Annotated in this window: 16 protein-coding genes; 4 read left to right on the plus strand and 12 right to left on the minus strand. The window is 69.4% G+C overall.

All coding sequences use genetic code 11. From position 1 onward, the window contains the following. Positions 1–10: 10 nt before the first annotated feature. The 10 genes from AC07RV_RS42895 to AC07RV_RS42940 all read right to left on the minus strand — a co-directional run bounded on the left by AC07RV_RS42895 (position 11) and on the right by AC07RV_RS42940 (position 12929). Positions 11–928, minus strand: coding sequence for a dihydrodipicolinate synthase family protein (locus AC07RV_RS42895; protein ID WP_261216628.1), 918 nt, complete (start codon positions 926–928; stop codon positions 11–13). A 16-nt stretch (positions 929–944) separates the two neighbouring features. Then, positions 945–2684, minus strand: coding sequence for an IlvD/Edd family dehydratase (locus AC07RV_RS42900; RefSeq protein ID WP_296781350.1), 1740 nt, complete (start codon positions 2682–2684; stop codon positions 945–947). A gap of 11 nt (positions 2685–2695) precedes the next feature. Further along, positions 2696–3721 (minus strand): galactofuranose ABC transporter, permease protein YjfF, encoded by a 1026-nt coding sequence (gene yjfF / locus AC07RV_RS42905; protein ID WP_296781351.1) that lies wholly within the window; start codon positions 3719–3721, stop codon positions 2696–2698. Continuing rightward, positions 3718–4731, minus strand: coding sequence for an ABC transporter permease (locus AC07RV_RS42910; protein ID WP_366929003.1), 1014 nt, complete (start codon positions 4729–4731; stop codon positions 3718–3720). The genes yjfF and AC07RV_RS42910 overlap by 4 nt, the downstream gene beginning before the upstream one ends. Before the next feature lie 325 nt (positions 4732–5056). Then, positions 5057–6586: a sugar ABC transporter ATP-binding protein gene (locus AC07RV_RS42915; RefSeq protein ID WP_296741971.1), complete on the minus strand. Its 1530-nt coding sequence runs from the start codon at positions 6584–6586 to the stop codon at positions 5057–5059. Between the two features lie 4 nt (positions 6587–6590). Beyond that, on the minus strand, positions 6591–7799 hold the full coding sequence (gene mmsB / locus AC07RV_RS42920) for a multiple monosaccharide ABC transporter permease (RefSeq protein ID WP_296781353.1): 1209 nt from the start codon (positions 7797–7799) through the stop codon (positions 6591–6593). Beyond that, entirely contained in the window at positions 7786–9312 is a 1527-nt protein-coding gene (gene mmsA / locus AC07RV_RS42925) for a multiple monosaccharide ABC transporter ATP-binding protein (RefSeq protein WP_296781371.1), read from the minus strand. The genes mmsB and mmsA overlap by 14 nt, the downstream gene beginning before the upstream one ends. Before the next feature lie 38 nt (positions 9313–9350). Beyond that, positions 9351–10424 (minus strand): multiple monosaccharide ABC transporter substrate-binding protein, encoded by a 1074-nt coding sequence (chvE, locus tag AC07RV_RS42930; RefSeq protein WP_203204487.1) that lies wholly within the window; start codon positions 10422–10424, stop codon positions 9351–9353. Between the two features lie 9 nt (positions 10425–10433). Then, positions 10434–11399, minus strand: a complete 966-nt coding sequence (locus tag AC07RV_RS42935) for an ABC transporter substrate-binding protein (protein WP_203204486.1) — start codon at positions 11397–11399, stop codon at positions 10434–10436. A gap of 63 nt (positions 11400–11462) precedes the next feature. Further along, entirely contained in the window at positions 11463–12929 is a 1467-nt protein-coding gene (locus AC07RV_RS42940) for an aldehyde dehydrogenase family protein (protein WP_296781354.1), read from the minus strand. Positions 12930–13079: 150 nt separating this feature from the next. Between AC07RV_RS42940 and AC07RV_RS42945 the strand changes: the two genes are divergently transcribed. Beyond that, positions 13080–14039, plus strand: coding sequence for a LysR family transcriptional regulator (locus tag AC07RV_RS42945; RefSeq protein WP_093353629.1), 960 nt, complete (start codon positions 13080–13082; stop codon positions 14037–14039). Between the two features lie 18 nt (positions 14040–14057). Here the strand turns inward: AC07RV_RS42945 and AC07RV_RS42950 are convergent, their stop codons facing one another. Then, entirely contained in the window at positions 14058–14834 is a 777-nt protein-coding gene (locus tag AC07RV_RS42950) for an SDR family NAD(P)-dependent oxidoreductase (protein WP_296781355.1), read from the minus strand. 151 nt (positions 14835–14985) lie between these two features. Here AC07RV_RS42950 and AC07RV_RS42955 point away from each other — a divergent pair, with 151 nt between their 5' ends. From AC07RV_RS42955 to AC07RV_RS42965, 3 genes are all read left to right on the plus strand, one after another. Further along, the gene (locus tag AC07RV_RS42955) at positions 14986–15924 is read left to right on the plus strand and encodes an SMP-30/gluconolactonase/LRE family protein (protein WP_296781356.1); all 939 of its coding nucleotides are present in this window, start codon (positions 14986–14988) and stop codon (positions 15922–15924) included. Positions 15925–16012: 88 nt separating this feature from the next. Further along, complete coding sequence (locus tag AC07RV_RS42960) at positions 16013–16981, plus strand: helix-turn-helix transcriptional regulator (RefSeq protein WP_208514071.1); 969 nt, start codon at positions 16013–16015, stop codon at positions 16979–16981. A 69-nt stretch (positions 16982–17050) separates the two neighbouring features. Continuing rightward, positions 17051–17737, plus strand: coding sequence for a Crp/Fnr family transcriptional regulator (locus tag AC07RV_RS42965; protein ID WP_296781357.1), 687 nt, complete (start codon positions 17051–17053; stop codon positions 17735–17737). 18 nt (positions 17738–17755) lie between these two features. Here the strand turns inward: AC07RV_RS42965 and AC07RV_RS42970 are convergent, their stop codons facing one another. Beyond that, complete coding sequence (locus AC07RV_RS42970) at positions 17756–18826, minus strand: aldose epimerase family protein (protein WP_296781358.1); 1071 nt, start codon at positions 18824–18826, stop codon at positions 17756–17758. Positions 18827–18860 lie beyond the last annotated feature (34 nt).

Genomic DNA, 18860 nt, shown 5'->3' on the forward strand with positions numbered 1-18860 from the left:
CGGCAGCCCTTCAGCGCCCCCAGCGCAGCACCAGCGGATCGAGCCGCCGCGCGGTCTCGATCAGTCCCGCGCGCGTGTCGGGATGCAGCGCCGGCAGCGGATGCCGCGGCGCCTCGCAGGCGATGACGCCACCCTCCTTCATCAGCGCCTTGCAGGCCAGCAGGCCGGCCTGGCGGTTCTCGTAGTTGATCAGCGGCAGCCACTGCTGGTAGCGCGCGAAGGCCTCCTCGCGCCGGCCCTCGCGGTGCGCCACCAGGATCGGGCGCAGGCCGTCGGGATAGCCGCCGCCGGTCATCGAGCCGGTGGCGCCGGCATCGAGGTCGGGCATCAGCGTGATCGCCTCCTCGCCGTCCCACGGGCCTTCGACGGCGTCGCCGCCCAGGCGGATCAGCTCGCGCAGCTTGGCGGCCGCGCCCGCGGTCTCGATCTTGAAGTAGGCCAGGTGCTCGATCTCGCGCGCCATGCGCGCGAGGAACGGCGCCGACAGCACCGTGCCGCTGGCCGGCGCGTCCTGCACCATGATCGGAATGCCCACGGCGTCCGACAGCCGCGCGTAGAACGCGAAGATCTGTTCCTCGGGCACGCGGAAGGTGGCGCCGTGGTACGGCGGCATCACCATCAGCATCGCGGCGCCCATGTCCTGCGCGCGCCGGCTGCGCTCGGCGCACACCCGGGTGCTGTAGTGGGTGGTGGTCACGATCACCGGCACGCGGCCCTTCACGTGCTCGAGCACGGTGCGCGTGAGCACTTCGCGCTCCTCGTCCGACAGCACGAACTGCTCGGAGAAGTTGGCCAGGATGCACAGGCCGTCGGAGCCGGCGTCGATCATGAAGTCGACGCAGCGCTTCTGGCTCTCGAGGTCGAGCGCGCCCTGCTCGTCGAAGGTGGTGGGCACCACCGGGAAGATGCCGCGGTATCGGGGGGTCATGGAATGGCTCGGGCTTTCAATGGGAATGACGCGGCACGGCCGCGCCGCGGCAGCCGACCAGGAAATCGAAGTCGCAGCCCTCGTCGGCCTGCAGCACGTGGTTCACGTAGAGCTTCTGGTAGCCGCCGCCGCGCGTGCTCATGGGCTGCGCGTCGGAAGGCCCGAGCGCGGCCAGCCGCGCGGCCAGTTCCTCGTCGCCGATGTCCAGGTGCAGCCGGCCGGCATCGCAGTCGAGTTCGATCCAGTCGCCGTCGCGCACCGCCGCCAGCGGCCCGCCGTCGGCCGCCTCGGGCGCGACGTGCAGCACCACGGTGCCGTAGGCGGTGCCGCTCATGCGCGCGTCGGAGATGCGCACCATGTCCTTGATGCCCTGGCGCAGCAGCTTGGGCGGCAGGCCCATGTTGCCGACCTCGGCCATGCCGGGATAGCCCTTGGGGCCGCAGTTCTTCAGCACGAGGACGGAGCTGGCGTCGACCTCGAGCGACTCGTCGACGATGCGCTCCTTGTAGTGCTCGAGGTTCTCGAACACCACCGCGCGGCCGCGGTGCTTGAGCAACTCGGGCGTGGCCGCCGAGGGCTTGAGCACGGCGCCGCGCGGCGAGAGGTTGCCGCGCAGGATGCGGATGCCGCCGTCGGCGATCAGCGGCTTGTCGAGCGGGCGGATCACCTCGTCGTCGAGGCTGGGCGCGTCGCGCACGTTGTCCCACAGCGAGCGGCCGTTGACGGTGAGCGCGCCCGGGTGCGGCAGCAGGCCGTTCTCGCCGAGCCGGCGCAGCACCGCGGGCAGGCCGCCCGCGTAGTAGAACTCCTCCATCATGAAGCGGCCCGAGGGCATCAGGTCGACGATGGTCGGCGTATGGCTGCCGATGCGGGTCCAGTCCTCGAGCTCGAGTTCGACGCCGATGCGCCCCGCGATCGCCTTCAGGTGGATCACGGCATTGGTCGAGCCGCCGATGGCCGCATTGACGCGGATGGCATTCTCGAAGGCTTCGCGCGTGAGCACCTTCGAGAGCGTCAGGCCCTCCTTCGCCATCTCGACCGCGCGCATGCCCGACATCTGCGCCAGCACGTAGCGCCGCGCGTCGACCGCGGGAATGGCCGCGTTGTGCGGCAGCGAGGTGCCCAGCGCCTCGGCCATGCAGGCCATGGTGGAGGCCGTGCCCATGGTGTTGCAGGTGCCGGCCGAGCGCGACATGCCGCCTTCGGCCGAGAGGAACTGGTGCAGGTCGATCTCGCCGGCCTTGAGCGACTCGTGCAGCTGCCACACGGCCGTGCCCGAACCGATGTTGCGGCCGTCGAGCTTGCCGTTGAGCATCGGCCCGCCCGTGACCACGATGGCCGGGATGTCGCAGCTCGCGGCGCCCATCAGCAGCGCGGGCGTGGTCTTGTCGCAGCCGGTCAGCAGCACCACGGCGTCGACCGGGTTGCCGCGGATGGCTTCCTCGACGTCCATGCTCGCGAGGTTGCGCGTGAGCATGGCGGTGGGCCGCAGGTTCGATTCGCCGTTGGAGAACACCGGGAACTCGACCGGGAAGCCGCCGGCCTCCGAGATGCCGCGCTTGACGTGCTCGGCGATCTTGCGGAAGTGGGCGTTGCAGGGCGTGAGCTCCGACCAGGTGTTGCAGATGCCGACGATCGGCCGGCCGTCGAACTCGTGGTCGGGGATGCCCTGGTTCTTCATCCAGCTGCGGTACATGAAGCCGTTCTTGTCGGCCGTGCCGAACCATTCGGCGGAGCGCAATTTCTTGGGGGTCATGGGGAGGTCGATCAGCGGCGCGGGGCGCGCGAGGTGAAGAAGCGTTGCAGCAGGCAGAACACGAACAGCAGCGCGCCGACGACGATGCGCGTCCACCACGAGCTCAGCGTGCCGTCGAAGGAGATCAGGGTCTGGATGATCCCGAGCATCAGCACGCCGAACAGCGTGCCGGCGACATAGCCCACGCCACCGGTGAGCAGCGTGCCGCCGATGACCACCGCCGCGATGGCGTCGAGCTCGAGGCCCACGGCATGCAGGCCGTAGCCCGAGAGCATGTAGAAGGTGAAGATGACGCCGGCCAGCGCCGAGCAGAAGCCCGAGAGGGTGTAGACACCGATCAGCGTGCGACGCACCGGCAGGCCCATCAGCATGGCCGAATGCTCGCTGCCGCCGATGGCATAGACGGCGCGGCCGAAGGGCGTGCAGTGGGCGATGAAGACCGCGGCCAGCAGCACGCCGACGGCGATCGCCGCGCTCAGCGAGATCGAGGCCTCGCCCCAGATCGGAATGCGGATCTGCGAGACCTCGGTGTAGAACTCGTTCGTGATGCTGATCGAGTCGATGCTGATCAGGTAGCACAGGCCGCGTGCGAGGAACATGCCGGCCAGCGTGACGATGAAGGGCTGCAGCCGGTAGCGTTCGATCAGGAGGCCCATGAAGGCGCCGAAGGCGGTGCCCATGGCGAGCACGAGCGGAATCACCACCGCCGGGCTCCAGCCGTGCTTCTCGACCAGCGCGGCCGACACCATGGTGGTGAGCGCGATCACCGAGCCCACCGAGAGATCGATGCCGCCCGAGAGGATCACGAAGGTCATGCCGACGGCGACGACGATCAGGAAGGCGTTGTCGATCAGCAGGTTGAGGAAGACCTGGGCCGAGAAGAAGCCGTCGTAGAACACCGAGCCCAGCGTGGCGACGAGCACGAACAAGGAGATGGTCGCGGCCAGCGGCAGGTACTTGGGATTGAGCCTCCTGCTCCCTCTGCCGCTTGCGGGAGAGGGCCGGGGTGAGGGTGCGGTTTCGATCACCGCGCTCATGCCTTGGCTCCGTCATGCGCCGGCCGCTGCACCAGCGTCCGTATCTCCGCCCTGAACTCGGGCGACTGCAGCAGCATCACCGCGAACACCACGCCGGCCTTCACCACGAGGTTGATCTCGGGCGGCACGCCGAGCGAATAGATCGCATAGGTCAAGGTCTGAATGATCAGCGCGCCGATCACGCTGCCCACGAGGCTGAAGCGCCCGCCGGTCAGCGCGGTGCCGCCGAGGGTCACGGCGAGGATCGCGTCGAGCTCGATCAGCTGGCCGGCGTTGTTGCCGTCCGCGCTCTTGACGTTGGAGCTGATCAAGAGGCCCGCCACGCCCGCGCAGGCACCGCAGAAGGCATAGGCCCCGACGATCAGCCGCCGCGCCTGCACGCCCGCCACGCGCGCGGCCGTCGGGTTGATGCCCACGGCCTGGATGAACAGGCCCAGCGCGGTGCGCGTGATGGCGAGATACAGCAGCACGAACACGGTGGCCACGATGAACAGCGAGAACGGCAAACCCAGCAGGTAGCCGCTGCCGAGGAAGAAGAAGGGCTTGTAGTAGATGGTGATGATCTGACCGTCGGCGATCAGTTGCGCGATGCCGCGCCCGGCCACCATGAGGATCAGCGTGGCGATGATCGGCTGCATGCCGACCTTGGCCACCAGCAGGCCGTTCCACAGGCCGCACAGCAACGCGATGCCGATGGCGGCCACGATGGCCAGGCTCATGGGAAAACGGCTCACGTCGCTGGCCACCGAGCCGCCGATCATCCAGGCCGCGAGCGCCGCCGCGATGGCCACGACGGCACCGACCGAGATGTCGATGCCGCGCGTGGCGATGACCAGGGTCATGCCCAGCGACACCAGCACCAGGGGGGCGGCGCGGTTGAGGATGTCGATGAGGCTTCCGTAGAGATGGCCCTCTCTCCATTCGAGGTGGAGGAAGCTGGGGTTGAAGGCTGTGTTGACGGCCAGCAGGAGGAACAGCGTGACCAGGGGCCAGGTCAGGCGGTGGTGCATGGCTTTGTGCACTCGGCTTTTTGTTGTTGTCATTGGGGGGGTCTCTGCTGGAGGGTTGGGGCGCGTGCACAGGACAGCGGGTACTTCCCTCCGCGAATGTCCCCCGCCTTCGGCTCCTCCTTTATTTCGCTGCGGGAAGCACCCACTGCCCTGTGCACGAGGAGCGCAGCGGTGGTGCGGCCGGTTCTACGGCCGTGTCCAGGCGCGCGTCGATGGGGTACTCCCCGCAGCGAAATAAAGGAGGAGGCCGAAGGCCGGGGGACATTCGCGGAGGGGAGTACCCCGTCGGCGCGTGCCCGCCCCGAACAAGACATCGAACGAGCTTTCATGCCGCAGCAATCATGTCGTACACCTCGTCCTCGGTGGCCCCGCCCGGCAACTCTCCCACCTTCTTCCGGTCACGCAGAACCACGATGCGATGCGCAACCCGCACCACTTCGCTCATCTCGGAAGAAATGAAGATCACCGCCATCCCCGCACGCGCGAGCCGCAGGATCTCTTCCATGATTTCCTGCTTGGCCGCCACGTCGATGCCGCGCGTGGGCTCGTCGAGGATCAGGATGCGTGGCTCGGTCGCGAGCCAGCGCGCGATCATGGCCTTCTGCTGGTTGCCGCCCGAGAGCAGGCCGATGGGGGTTTCGACACTCGCCGTCTTGATGCCCAGCGAGGCCACGAAGCGCTCGGCCATCGCCGTCTGTTCGGCATGCGAGAGGAACTTGCGCGTGCCCAGGCGCGCCTGCAGCGCGAGCGCGATGTTCTCGCGCACCGACAGCTCGGCCACGATGCCGTCGGTCTTGCGTTCCTCGGGGCACAGCGCCAGGCCCTCGCGGATCGCATCGGCCGGGTTCGAGAAGCTCAGCGTGCGGCCCTCGATCTTCAGCACCCCGCGATCAGGCGTCTCGAGCCCGAACAGCAGCCGCGCCAGTTCCGTGCGGCCCGCGCCCAGCAGGCCCGCGATGCCGACCACTTCGCCCGCACGCACGCGCAGGTCGGTCGGTTGCAGCTGGCCGGCCTGTGCCAGCCCCTCGATCTGCAGCAGCGCGGGGGCCGCCTCGTCGAAGGCCGGCAATGCCGCGGGCCGCGCCGACTGCGCCGCCAGCTCGCGCCCGAGCATCGCCGCGATCAGCGCCTGCGGTCCCAGGTCCGCCGCCTTCCATTCGCCCACCCAGTGGCCGTTGCGCAGCACCGTGATGCGATCGGACACCGCGTACATCTGGTTGAGGAAGTGCGTCACGAAGACGATCGCCATGCCCTCCGCGCGCAGCCGCCGCAGCACCTCGAACAGCTTCTCGACCTCGTCGTCGTCCAGGCTCGAGGTCGGCTCGTCGAGGATCAGCACCTTCGACGACACGCCGAGCGCGCGCGCGATCGCCACCATCTGCTGCACCGCCACCGAATAGCTCGACAGCAAGCGCGTCACGTCGATCTCGAGCCCGATGCGCGCGAGCAGTTCTTCCGCGCGGCGGTTCACCGCGCGCCAGTCGATGCGAAAGCCCTGCAGCGCGCCGCGGCGCGGATAACGGCCCGCGAACACGTTCTCGGCCACCGACAGGTTGGGGCACAGGTTCACTTCCTGGTAGACCGTGCTGATCCCGAGCTTCTGCGCATCGAGCGGCGAGGCCGGATGGATCGCCTGCCCGTCGAGGAACATCTCGCCGCCGCTCGAGGGCAGTACGCCCGTCAGCACCTTGATCAGGGTCGACTTGCCCGCGCCGTTCTGCCCCATCAGCGCATGCACCTCGCCCGGGTACAGCTTGAGCTGCACGTCGTCGAGCACGGCGATGCCGCCGAACTGCTTGCGGATGCCGCGCAGCGCGAGCACGGGCAGGGGCGCGGAGGTCGCGGAGTCGGCCATGGCGCTACTTGTTCTTGTTGTAGACATCGATGAACACCGCCGCCAGCAGCACCAGCCCCTTGATCACCTGCTGGTAGTCGATGCCGATGCCGAGGATCGACATGCCGTTGTTCATCACGCCCATGATGAAGGCGCCGATCACCGCGCCCATCACCTTGCCCACGCCGCCCGAGGCCGAGGCGCCGCCGATGAAGCAGGCCGCGATCACGTCGAGCTCGAAGCCCAGGCCGGCCTTGGGCGTGGCGGTGTTGAGCCGGGCCGCGAACACCAGGCCCGCGAGCGCGGCAAGCGCGCCCATGTTCACGAAGGTCAGGAAGGCCAGGCGCTGCGTCTTCACGCCCGACAGCCGCGCTGCCTTCTCGTTGCCGCCCAGCGCATAGATGCGCCGGCCGATGGTGGTGCGGTTGGTGACGAAGTCGTAGGCCACGATCAGCACCGCCATCACGATCAGCACGTTGGGCAGGCCCTTGTAGGTGGCCAGCAGGTAGCTGAAGAACAGGATGATGGCCGCGAAGAACAGGTTCTTCACGAGGAAGAAGGCATAGGGCTCCTGCGCCATGCCGTGCGCCGCGAGCTTGGCGCGGCCGCGCAGCTTGAAGAACACCAGCGCCGCGGCCGCCAGCGCGCCCACGACCAGCGAGGTGGTGCGCAGCGCCGCGCCGCCGATCGGGTCGGGAATGAAGCCCGAGCTCAGGCGCTGGAAGGCCTCGGGAAACGGCCCCACCGACTGGCCCGCGAGCAGCGCCAGCGTGAGCCCCTTGAACACCAGCATGCCCGCGAGCGTGACGATGAACGAGGGGATCTTGCGGAAGGCCACGAACCAGCCCTGCGCCGCGCCGATGAGCGCACCCGCGAGGATGCTCACGATCGCGGTCGGCACGAAATGCCATTCGTACTCCACCATCAGCACCGCCGCCAGCGCGCCGATGAAGCCGCAGACCGAGCCCACCGACAGGTCGATGTGGCCGGCCACGATCACCAGCAGCATGCCCAGCGCCATGATCACCACGTAGCTGTTCTGCAGCAGCAGGTTCGTGAGGTTCAGCGGCCGCAGCAGGGTACCGTCGGTCAGCACCTGGAACAGCACCATGATCGCGACCAGCGAGATCAGCATGCCGTATTCGCGCAGGTTGTTCTTGAGGAAGCCCGCGTGCAGGCCCCTGGCCTCGGCGGCCACGGCGGCGGTCGCCACCTGCGCTTCAGGCTGCGACATGGACCGTGCTCCCCGCGCGCACGATGGCGTGCATGATGCGTTCCTGCGTGGCCTCGGCGGCCGTGAATTCGGCGACGAAGCGCCCCTCGTTCATCACGTAAATGCGGTCGCACATGCCGAGCAGCTCGGGCAGTTCGGAAGAGATCATGAGAATGCCTTTGCCCTCGCGCGCGAGCCGGTCGATGATGGTGTAGATCTCGTACTTGGCGCCCACGTCGATGCCGCGCGTGGGCTCGTCGAGGATCAGCAGCTCGGGCTGGGTGAACAGCCACTTGCTCAGCACCACCTTCTGCTGGTTGCCGCCCGAGAGGTTGACCACCGGTTGCTCGATGCCCGCGCAGCGGATGTTGAGCACCTTGCGGTACTCGTTCGCCACCTGGAACTCGCGGCCCGGGTCGATCACCAGGCCGTCGGCCACCGCGTCGAGGTTCGCGAGGCTCACGTTCTTGCGGATCTCCTCCTCGAGCACCAGGCCCAGGCCCTTGCGGTCCTCGGTCACGTAGGCGATGCCGTGGTCGATGGCCTTGCGCACCGTGCTCACGTCCACCGTCTTGCCGTGCATCAGCACCTCGCCGCTGATGCGCTGGCCGTAGGAGCGGCCGAACACGCTCATCGCGAGCTCGGTGCGGCCCGCGCCCATCAGGCCCGCGATGCCGACGATCTCGCCCTGGCGCACGCGCAGGCTCACGCCGTGGATCTGCTCGCGGTCGGCATGCTGCGCATGGTGCACGCGCCAGTCGCGCAGCTCGAACACCGTCTCGCCGATCTTCGGCTCGCGCGGCGGATAGCGGTGCGCCATGTCGCGCCCCACCATGCCGCGCACGATGCGGTCCTCGCTGATCGGCTGGGCGCGGCAGTCCATGGTCTCGACCGTGGCGCCGTCGCGCAGCACCGTGATCGCATCGGCCACCTTGGCGATCTCGTTGAGCTTGTGCGAGATCAGGATCGAGGCGATGCCCTGGCGCTTGAGTTCGAGCAGCAGGCGCAGCAGCGCGTCGCTGTCGGTCTCGTTGAGGCTCGCGGTGGGCTCGTCGAGGATCAGCAGGCGCACCTCCTTCGCGAGCGCCTTGGCGATCTCCACCAACTGCTGCTTGCCCACGCCGAGGTCGGTCACCAGCGTGGTCGGCGCTTCCTTCAGGCCGACCTTGGCGAGCAGCTCGCGCGTCCTCGCATAGGCCGCGAACCAGTCGATCACGCCGCCGCGCGCGATCTCGTTGCCGAGGAAGATGTTCTCGGCGATAGACAGCAGCGGCACCAGCGCGAGTTCCTGGTGGATGATGATGATGCCGAGCTTCTCGCTGTCGGCGATGCCCCGGAAGCGGCGCGGCTCGCCCTCGAACAGGATCTCGCCGTCGTACGAGTCGCAGGGGTAGACGCCACTGAGCACCTTCATCAGCGTGGACTTGCCCGCGCCGTTCTCGCCCACCACCGCATGGATCTCGCCCGCGCGCACCGCGAGGTTGACGTTGCTCAGCGCCTTCACGCCCGGGAAGGTCTTGGTGATCCCGCGCATCTCGAGGATCGTGCCGCCGCCGTGCGCGTCGCGCTCGTTCACTTGACCTGGCTTTCCTTGTAGTAGCCACTGTCGACCAGCACCTGCTTCCAGTTGCTGCCGTCGACGCTGACCGGCTTGAGCAGGTAGGAGGGCACGACCTTGACGCCGTTGTTGTAGGTCTTGGTGTCGTTGACCTCGGGCGTCTTGCCCGAGAGCATGGCGTCGACCATCGCCACCGTGACCTTGGCGAGTTCGCGCGTGTCCTTGAACACGGTCGAGCTCTGCTCCTTGCGCAGGATCGACTTCACCGAGGGGATCTCGGCGTCCTGGCCCGACACCACCGGCATGGCCTGCGAGCCCGAGCCGTAGCCCACGCCCTTGAGCGAGGACAGGATGCCGATCGACAGCCCGTCGTAGGGCGAGAGCACCGCGTCGACGCGCTCCTTGGTGTAGAAGGCCGACAGCAGGTTGTCCATGCGCGCCTGCGCCACCGCGCCGTCCCAGCGCAGGGTGCCGACCTTGTCCATGCCCATCTGTTTGCTGCGCACCACCAGCTTGCCGCTCTTGATGTAGGGCTCGAGCACCGACATCGCGCCGTTGTAGAAGAAGAAGGCGTTGTTGTCGTCGGGCGAGCCGCCGAACAGCTCGATGTTGAACGGTCCCTTGCCGGCCTTGAGGTCGAGCGCCTTCTCGATCGACTGCGCCTGCAGCACGCCGACCTGGAAGTTGTCGAAGGTGGCGTAGTAGTCGACGTTCTTCGAGCCCTTGATGAGCCGGTCGTAGGCGATCACCTTCACGCCCTTGTCGGCCGCCTTTTGCAGCACGTCGGACAGCGTGGTGCCGTCGATGGCCGCGATCACCAGCACCTTCGATCCCTTGGTCACCATGTTCTCCACTTGGGCGAGCTGGTTCGGGATGTCGTCGTCCGCATATTGCAGATCGGTCTTGTAGCCCTTCTCCTTGAAGTACTTGACCATGTTGGCGCCGTCGGCGATCCAGCGCGCCGAGGACTTGGTGGGCATCGAGATCGCGATCAGGCCCTTGTCCTGCGCCTGGGCCAGCGGCGCGATGCCGGCAGCTGCGAGCGCGAGGCCCGCGACGGCCGCCTTGAGGAAGTTGCTGCGCTTCATGGGTCGTCCTCAGTACTTGCGGCTCGGGAATTCCTTGGCGGCCACTTCCATCGGGAAGATGCCCTCCTCGGTCACGATGCGCTTGGGCAGCGTCTTGCCGGCCTTGATGTCCTTCACCGCCTGCATCAGCTGCGGGCCCAGCAGCGGGCTGCATTCGACCGAGACGTTGAGCTTGCCGGCGATCATGGCCTCGAAGGCGCCCTTCACGCCGTCGATGGAGATGATCACGATGTCCTTCGCGGGCTTGAGGCCGGCCTCCTCGATGGCCTGGATGGCGCCGATCGCCATGTCGTCGTTGTGCGCGTAGAGCACGTTGATCTTCTTGCCCTCGGCCTTGAGGAAGGCTTCCATCACCTCCTTGCCCTTGGCGCGCGTGAAGTCGCCGGTCTGCGAGCGCACGATCTTGAACTTCGGGTCGGCCTTGATGATTTCCTCGAAGCCCTTCTTGCGGTCGATGGCGGGCGCCGAGCCCACCGTGCCCTGCAGCTCGACGATGTTGACCTCGCCCTTCTGGTCCTTCATCTTCTCGACCAGCCAGCGGCCGGCCTTGCGGCCCTCCTCGACGAAGTCCGAGCCCATGAAGGTCACGTAGAGCGTGTCGTCCTTGCTGTTGACGGAGCGGTCGGTCAGCACCACCGGGATCTTGGCGGCCTTGGCCTCGCGCAGCACCGTGTCCCAGCCCGACTCGACCACGGGCGAGAAGGCGATCACGTCGACCTTCTGCGCGATGTACGAGCGGATCGCCTTGATCTGGTTCTCCTGCTTCTGCTGCGCGTCGGAGAACTTGAGCTCGATGCCGGCCTCCTTGGCCGAGGCCTTGATCGACTCGGTGTTGGCGGTGCGCCATTCGCTCTCGGCGCCGACCTGCGCGAAGCCCAGCACGAGCTTCTTCTGCGCGAGGACGGAAGCCGGCAGCAGACCGCCGAGGGCGGCGGCGGCGAGCGCGGCGTTGAGGGTGCGGCGGTTCATGGTCATGGGTCGTCTCCTGTTGTGGATGGGGGCTGCTGGTCGGAAACCTTAGGGGGACCTGGGTGCGGATCAGGCCAGCATGTAGCCGGTCTTGACCTGCGTGTAGAACTCGGCGGCATGGCGTCCCTGCTCGCGCGGGCCGTAGCCCGAGCCCTTGCGGCCGCCGAAGGGCACGTGGAAGTCCACGCCCGCGGTCGGCAGGTTGACCATGGTCATGCCGACCTCGGCATGGCGCCTGAAATGCATCGCGTGCTTCAGCGAGTTGGTGCAGATGCCGGCGCACAGGCCGAACGGCGTGTCGTTGCACAGCGCGAGCGCATGCTCGTAGTCGGTGGCGCGCAGCACGCAGGCCAGCGGGCCGAAGATCTCCTCGCGCGCGATGCGGTGGCCGGGCTCGGCCAGGAACAGCGCCGGGCTCATGTAGTGGCCGGCGGTGGCGCGCTCCAGCGCTTCGCCGCCCCAGACATGCTCGGCCCCCTCGGCGCGCGCGATGTCGACCCAGGCGAGATGCCCCGCGAGCCGTTCGGCGTCGGCCACCGGGCCGACCTCCACGCCGCGCTCGAGCGCATGGCCCACGCGCAGCGCCTTGAGCCGCTCGCGCAGCCGCGCCACGAAGGCGTCGTGCACCGCGGCCTCGACGATCAGCCGGCTCGAGGCGGTGCAACGCTGGCCGGCCGAGAAGTAGGCGCCCTGCACCGCGCAGTCGACCGCGCGCTCGAGGTCGGCATCGGCCAGCACCACCAGCGCGTTCTTGCCGCCCATCTCGAGCTGCACCCGGGCCCGGCGCGCGGTGGCGCCGCGCAGCACGCGCTCGCCGACGGCGGCCGAGCCGGTGAAGCTCAGCGCGTCGACGTGCGGGCTGTCGACCAGCGCGTGGCCGACCTCGCGGCCGCTGCCCATCACGAGGTTGAACACGCCCGCGGGCAGCGCGGCGCGGCTGATGATCTCGGCCAGTGCCCAGCCGCAGGCCGGCACCCGCTCGGCCGGCTTGAACACCACGCTGTTGCCGTGCGCGAGCGCGGGCGCGATCTTCCAGGCCGGCACCGCGAAGGGCGCGTTCCAGGGCGCGATCAGGCCGACCACGCCGAGCGGCTCGCGCGTGACGTCGACCTGCACGCCCGCGCGCGCCGAGGCGAGGCTCTCGCCGCCGCCGGCGCCCGAGCCGCCACGGAAGGCCTCGCCCGCGAAGAACTTGAACACCTGGCCCGCGCGCGCCACCTCGGCCACGGCCTCGGGCAGCACCTTGCCCTCCTCGCGCGCCAGCAGCAGGCCCAGCTCGTCCTTGCGCGCCAGCAGCTCGGCGCCGATGCGGTCGAGCACGTCGGCGCGGCGCTGCGGCGTGCTGTGGCTCCAGTGGGGGAAGGCGTCGGAGGCGGCGCGGATCGCCGCGTCGGTCTGGCGGCGGTCGGCCCGTGCGTACTCGGCCACCACTTCGCTGGTGTCCGAGGGATTGGTGCTCACACCGGTGGTCGCGCTGGTTTCCCAGCGGCCGTTGATGTACTGCCGCACGTTCTGATGGATCTCGCCGTGGAACACCGTGGCGCCGACCTTGTCTCTGTTGTTGTTGGGGGGGGATTGGCGGCAGTCTAGGAATGAAACGGATATCGATCCAATCATTTTTTCGACAAAATGAATATCGATCGAGACATTCTGGAAAACCCGGGCGAACCGAGGTTCTCACCCTTCATGACGAACTACACCCATTGGTTTATCCGCGCGCGGCTCAAGACGCGCCAGCTGCTGCTGCTGGTGGCGCTGGCCGAGGAAGGCAACATCCACCGCGCCGCGCAGGTGCTCAACATGACGCAGCCGGCGGCCTCCAAGCTGCTCAAGGACCTGGAGGACGTGCTCGAGGTGCCGCTGTTCGAGCGGCTGCCGCGCGGCATGCGGCCGACCTGGTACGGCGAGACCATGATCCGCCACGCGCGGGTGGCGCTCGCGAGCCTGAACCAGGCGCACGACGAGCTCACCGCGCTCAAGGCCGGCCGCTTCGGCCAGGTGAGCGTGGGCGCGATCACGGCGCCGGGCCTCACGCTGCTGCCGCCCGCGGTGGCGATGGTCAAGCGCGAGCAGCCCCACCTGCGGATCTCGCTCGAGATCGAGACCAGCCCGGTGCTGATCGAGCGGCTCGAGCAGGGCAAGCTCGACATCCTGGTGGCGCGGCTGTTCGCCGAGCACGACAAGTCGCAGTTGCGCTACGAGGCGCTGACCGAGGAGCCGGTGTGCGCGCTGGTGCGCCCCGGCCATCCGCTGCTGGGCGTGAGCGGCCTCACGCTGCGCGACGTGGTCGGCGAGGGCTGGATCGTGCCGCCGGCCGGCAGCGTGCTGCGGCACCGCTTCGAGCTGATGTTCCAGGAGGAGGGGCTGCAGCCGCCGATCAACACCATCGAGAGTTCGGCGCTGCTGTTCATCACGCGCATGCTGCAGCAGAGCGACATGGTGGCGGTGCTGGCGACCGACGTGGCGCGCTACTACGCCGCGCACGGCATCGTGTCGCTGCTGCCGCTGGACATGCCCTGCCACATGGACGCCTTCGGCATCATCACGCGCACCGACCGGCTGCTGTCGCCGGCGGCCAAGGTGATGATGAAGGCGCTGAAGACGGCGAGCCTGAGCGTCTACGGACGCAAGCTCGAGATCGACTGACGGGCCGCCGGCCCGGCTTCAGGTCCAGCCGGCGTCGACGGTGAACTCCTGCGCCGTGCACATCCGCGCATCGTCCGAGGCCAGGAACAGCACCATGCGCGCGATGTCCTCGGGCATCAGCTTGTCGGGCAGGCACTGGTTGCGCTTCAGGGCCTGCTCGCCCTCGGCGTCGAGCCACAGCGCGACCTGGCGCTCGGTCATCACCCAGCCGGGCGAGACGGTGTTGATGCGGATGCGGTCGCGGCCCAGCTCCACCGCGAGGCCGCGCGTGAGGCCGTTGACCGAGGACTTGGCGATCGCGTAGCAGGGATAGCCCGAGCCCTTGGTCTGCCAGCCGGTGGAGCCGAGGTTGACGATCGAGCCCGCGCCCAGGCGCTTCATGCCCGGCACCACCGACTGGATCGCGAACAGCGCGGGGCGCTCGTTGATCGCCATGCGGTTGTCGTAGTAGTCGGGCGTGACCGACTCGAGCGTGTGGCGGTCGTCGCTCGCGACGTTGTTGACCAGCACGGCGAAGTCGCCGAGTTCTGCCGCCGCATCGGCGATGGCGGCCTGCAGCGCGCCGATGTCGCGCACGTCGCAGGCGCGCCACCAGGGCGCCGCGTGGCCGGCCTGCGCGATGCGTTGCGCGAGCTCGGCGCTGGCGGCTTCGGCGATGTCGACGAAGGCCACCCTGGCGCCCTGCGCGGCGAAGGCCGACACGATGGCCGCGCCGATGCCGCTGCCGCCGCCCGTGACGAACACGGTGCGGCCCGAGAGGCTGGGGTGGATGGCGAGGGAGGAGGAAGCGGTCAAGGAGGTCTCCGGACGGGGTGGTCTTGATGCATTGCAAATTGCATATCAATGCATACAGTTATTTTCGATTTCCGTTATCAATATGCCTTGATACGATCCGCGGCGTCAAGAAGACCCCGCCATCCGGCACACAAGAAAGAAGGCACGCGCCATGACCGCCGCAGAGACAAGCCCCCTCCCCCCGCCGACGATCCTCGGCACGCCCGAATGCATCTGGGATGCCGGCGCCAACCTCGGCGAAGGCACGCTGTGGTCGCCGCGCGAGCAGGCGCTCTACTGGATCGACATCCTCACGCCACGGCTGTTCCGCTTCCACCCCGCGAGCGGCGAGCGCCGGACCTGGCGCTTCGCCGAGGAGATCACGGCCATCGCCGAGCGCGCCGCCGCCCCGGGCCTGGTGATCACGCTGCGCCGCGGCTTCGCCTTCTTCGATCCCGCGACGGCGCCCGAGGGCGAGACCGCCGCGCCCGCCTACCTGCACCAGCCCGAGCCCGAGCGCGCGGGCAACCGCTTCAACGACGGCAAGTGCGATGCGCGCGGCCGCTTCTGGGGCGGCAGCATGGACTTCGACTGCCAGGCACCCACCGGCGCGCTCTACCGCTACGACGGCGACGGCCGCTGCAGCCGGCACGACGACGGCTTCGAGGTCACGAACGGCCCGACCTGGTCGGCCGATGGCCGCACCCTGTACTTCAACAACACGGTGCTCAACCACCTCTACGCCTACGACTTCGACATGGAGGCCGGCACGGTGGCGAACCGCCGCCTCTGGCACCGCTTCCCCGCCATCGACGGCCTGCCCGACGGCATGACCACCGACGCGGCCGGCCGGCTGTGGATCGCGCACTGGGACGGCGCCTGCGTGAGCTGCCATGACCCGGTGAGCGCGCGGGAACTCGCGCGCATCGCGCTGCCCGCGGGCAACGTCACCGACTGCGCCTTCGGCGGGCCCGACCTGCGCACGCTCTACATCTCGACCGCGCGCAACGGCCGCACCGAAGCGCAGCTCGCGTCGGAGCCGCTGGCCGGCGGCCTGTTCGCGGTGCGCGTCGACGGCCCGGGTGTACCGGCGAGCCTGTTCGCAGGCTGACCCGACCCTGCTGGCCCCACGGACACGGGGGATTGCGATGCCGGCGCCGCCGAGTCGCCGGACAATCCTCCGCTTCGCTCCGACGGCCATGCTGCACTTCACGACCGACGACCTCCGCCCGCAGGACCGCTTCGACCACTGGTGCGAGGTGCGCGGCCGGCACCTGTTCGGCGTCACGATCGAGCTGCCGCGCGAGCGGCGCACGGCCTTCGAAGGGCACTTCCTCTCCACGCCGGTCGGCGACGCGAACGCCTGCGCCAGCGTCTCCGAGCTGCGCGCCTCCTCCTACCGCGTGAGCCGCACGCGCGCCGACATCGCGCGCGTCGCGGGCCAGAGCCTGTGCATCGGCCTGCAGGTGCGCGGCCCGGGCTGGGTCAGCAGCGGCCGCGACGAAGGCCGGCTGGTGCGCGAGGGCGACCTCGTGGTCCACCATGCCGACCTGCCGTTCGAGGCCACGCCGATGCGCGGCGACGGCTTCGATTTCCGCTCGCTGCGCATACCGCTCGCGCCCGGCATGCTGCTGGGCGCGCGCGCCGACGACCTGTTCGCGGCGCCGCTCACGCGCACGGCCGCCTTCGCGCGGCCGCTGATGGCGCTGTTCCGCGCGCTGACCACGCGGCCGGGAGAACTCGCGAACGCCGGGGCCGAGGTGGTGCATGCCGTGCGGCTGACGCTGCTGGCGCGCGGCCGCCTCGCGCCGGGCCTGCCCGAGAGCCGCGCCGCGCTGCGCTCGGGCCTGCTGCACGCGGCGCGCGAGATCCTGCAGCGCGACCTGCGGCTGCCCGAGCTCTCGCCTTCGAGCGTCGCGCGCGAGCTGGGCATCTCGCTGCGCCAGGTGCACGTGCTGTTCGAGCCCACCGGCCGTTCGTTCGCGCGCACGCTCACGGCGCTGCGGCTCGCCGACGCCTCGCGGCTGCTGGGCGCGGCGCCGGGCCGCTCGATCACCGACATCGCCTACCTCTGCGGCTTCGACAGCCTCGCGACCTTCTACCGCGCCTTCCGCGCCGCCTATGCCATGACGCCGCGCGACGCGCGGGCGCTGGCCGACGGCCCCTGATCGTTTCGCCGCGGGGCGCCTGCGCGCAATGAGAAGACGCGGCGGCCGCGCGCGCCAATCATCGCGGCCATGTACCTGCATCCCCTCACGGCCGGCCTTCCGATGGCGGAACGGGAATGGCTGACCCGCCACAGCGAGCTGCGCTACTTCCGGCGCAACGAGACCGTGCTCGAGGCCGGCGAAGACACCGACCGCGTCTACTGCGTGGCGAGCGGGCTGCTGCGCGTGGTGGCGCGCGGCCGCACGCCGGGCGCCGACTTCACGAGCGAGTTCATCCGCGCCGACGACTTCTTCCTCGACCTCGGGCTGCCGGAGGACCGCTACCGCTCGACGCAGGCGCTGGTCGCGGCGCTGCCCTCGTCGGTGCACCTGGTGTCGGTGGCCGCGCTGCGCGAGCTGTGCGCGCGCCGGCCCGAGATCGCGCTGCGCCTGCTGGGCCTGGTGGCGAAGCGGCTGGCCCTGCTGCGCGGACGGCTGCGGCGCGTCTCCACGCTGTCCTCGGGCGCGCTGGTGGGCCACGTGCTGCACCAGCTCACGCAGCTGGCGCCGGTGCACGCGGGCGGCTTCGACAAGCGCATCTCGCAATCGATGATCGCCTCGTACTCGGGACTGTCGCGCGAGGTGGTCAACAAGACCATGCGCGCCATGGAGCAGCGCGGCCTGCTGCGGCGCGATGCGCAGGCCGTGCACGTGCCCGAGGATTTCGCGCTGACGGATTTCGGCGCGCTGCCCGACGACCGGCTGTCGACGGCCTGAGCCCGGCGCCGAGCTTCCTCAGGCGATGCCGAAGCGATGCTCGGTGACGCTGCGGAACACCTCGCCGGGCCGCAGCACCGTGGAGGGAAATTCCGGCCGGTTCGGCGAATCGGGGAAGTGCTGCGTCTCCAGGCACAGGCCGTCGCCCTGGCGGATCGCCGCGCCGCCGCTGCCCAGCAGGCTGCCGTCGAGGAAGTTGCCCGAATAGAACTGCACGCCGGGCTCGGTGGTGTGCACCTCCATCGTGCGGCCCGAGGGCTCGTGCGACAGCCGCGCGGCCAGCGCGAGGCCGTCGCGTTCCTGCGCGCGGTCGAGCACCCAGTTGTGGTCGTAGCCGCGCGCGATCAGCATCTGCGCATGGCCGTCGCGGATGCGATCGCCGATGGCCAGCGGCTGCCGGAAATCGAAGGGCGTGCCCTCCACCTCGGCCAGCCCGGTGGGGATCAGCGTGGCATCGACCGGGCAGTAGCGGCTGGCCGGCAGCGTGAGCCGGTGCGCCATCACGCTGCCCTGGCCCGCGAGGTTGAAGTAGTCGTGGTGGCTCAGGTTCAGCACGGTCGGCCGGTCGGTCTCGGCGCGGTAGCCGATGCGCCAGGTGTTGGCCGTGGTGCTCAGTTCGTAGCGCACCGCGAGCCGCAGCTCGCCCGGATAGCCCTCGTCGCCATGCGCGCTGACATGGCGCAGCTCGATGCCGATGCGCCCGGGCTCGCCCGGCAGCGCGTAGATGCTCCAGAAGCGCTTCCCGAAGCCCTGCGTTCCGCCGTGCAGCGAGTTCGGCCCGTCGTTGAGCGCGAGCTGGTGCGCCTGGCCGTCGAGCTCGAAGCGCCCGGCGGCGATGCGGTTGGCGAAGCGCCCGACGATGGTGCCGAAGTGCGGATGCGGCCCGAGGTAGGCCGCGAGGTCGGGCAGGCCCAGCACCACGTTGGCGGCGCGGCCCTGGCGGTCGGGCACCAGCAGCGCGGTGACGATGCCGCCGAGGTTGATCGCCTGCAGCCGCAGGCCGAGGCCGTTGTCGAGCGTGTACTCGATGACGGGCCGGCCGTCGGGCATGCGGCCGTAGCTGCGCTGGGAGATCCTCGGTTCGCTCATGGAATGACGTCGGGTGTGGATGGAACGGGCCCGG

Source organism: Variovorax sp. GW821-FHT09B01, assembly GCF_059418345.1.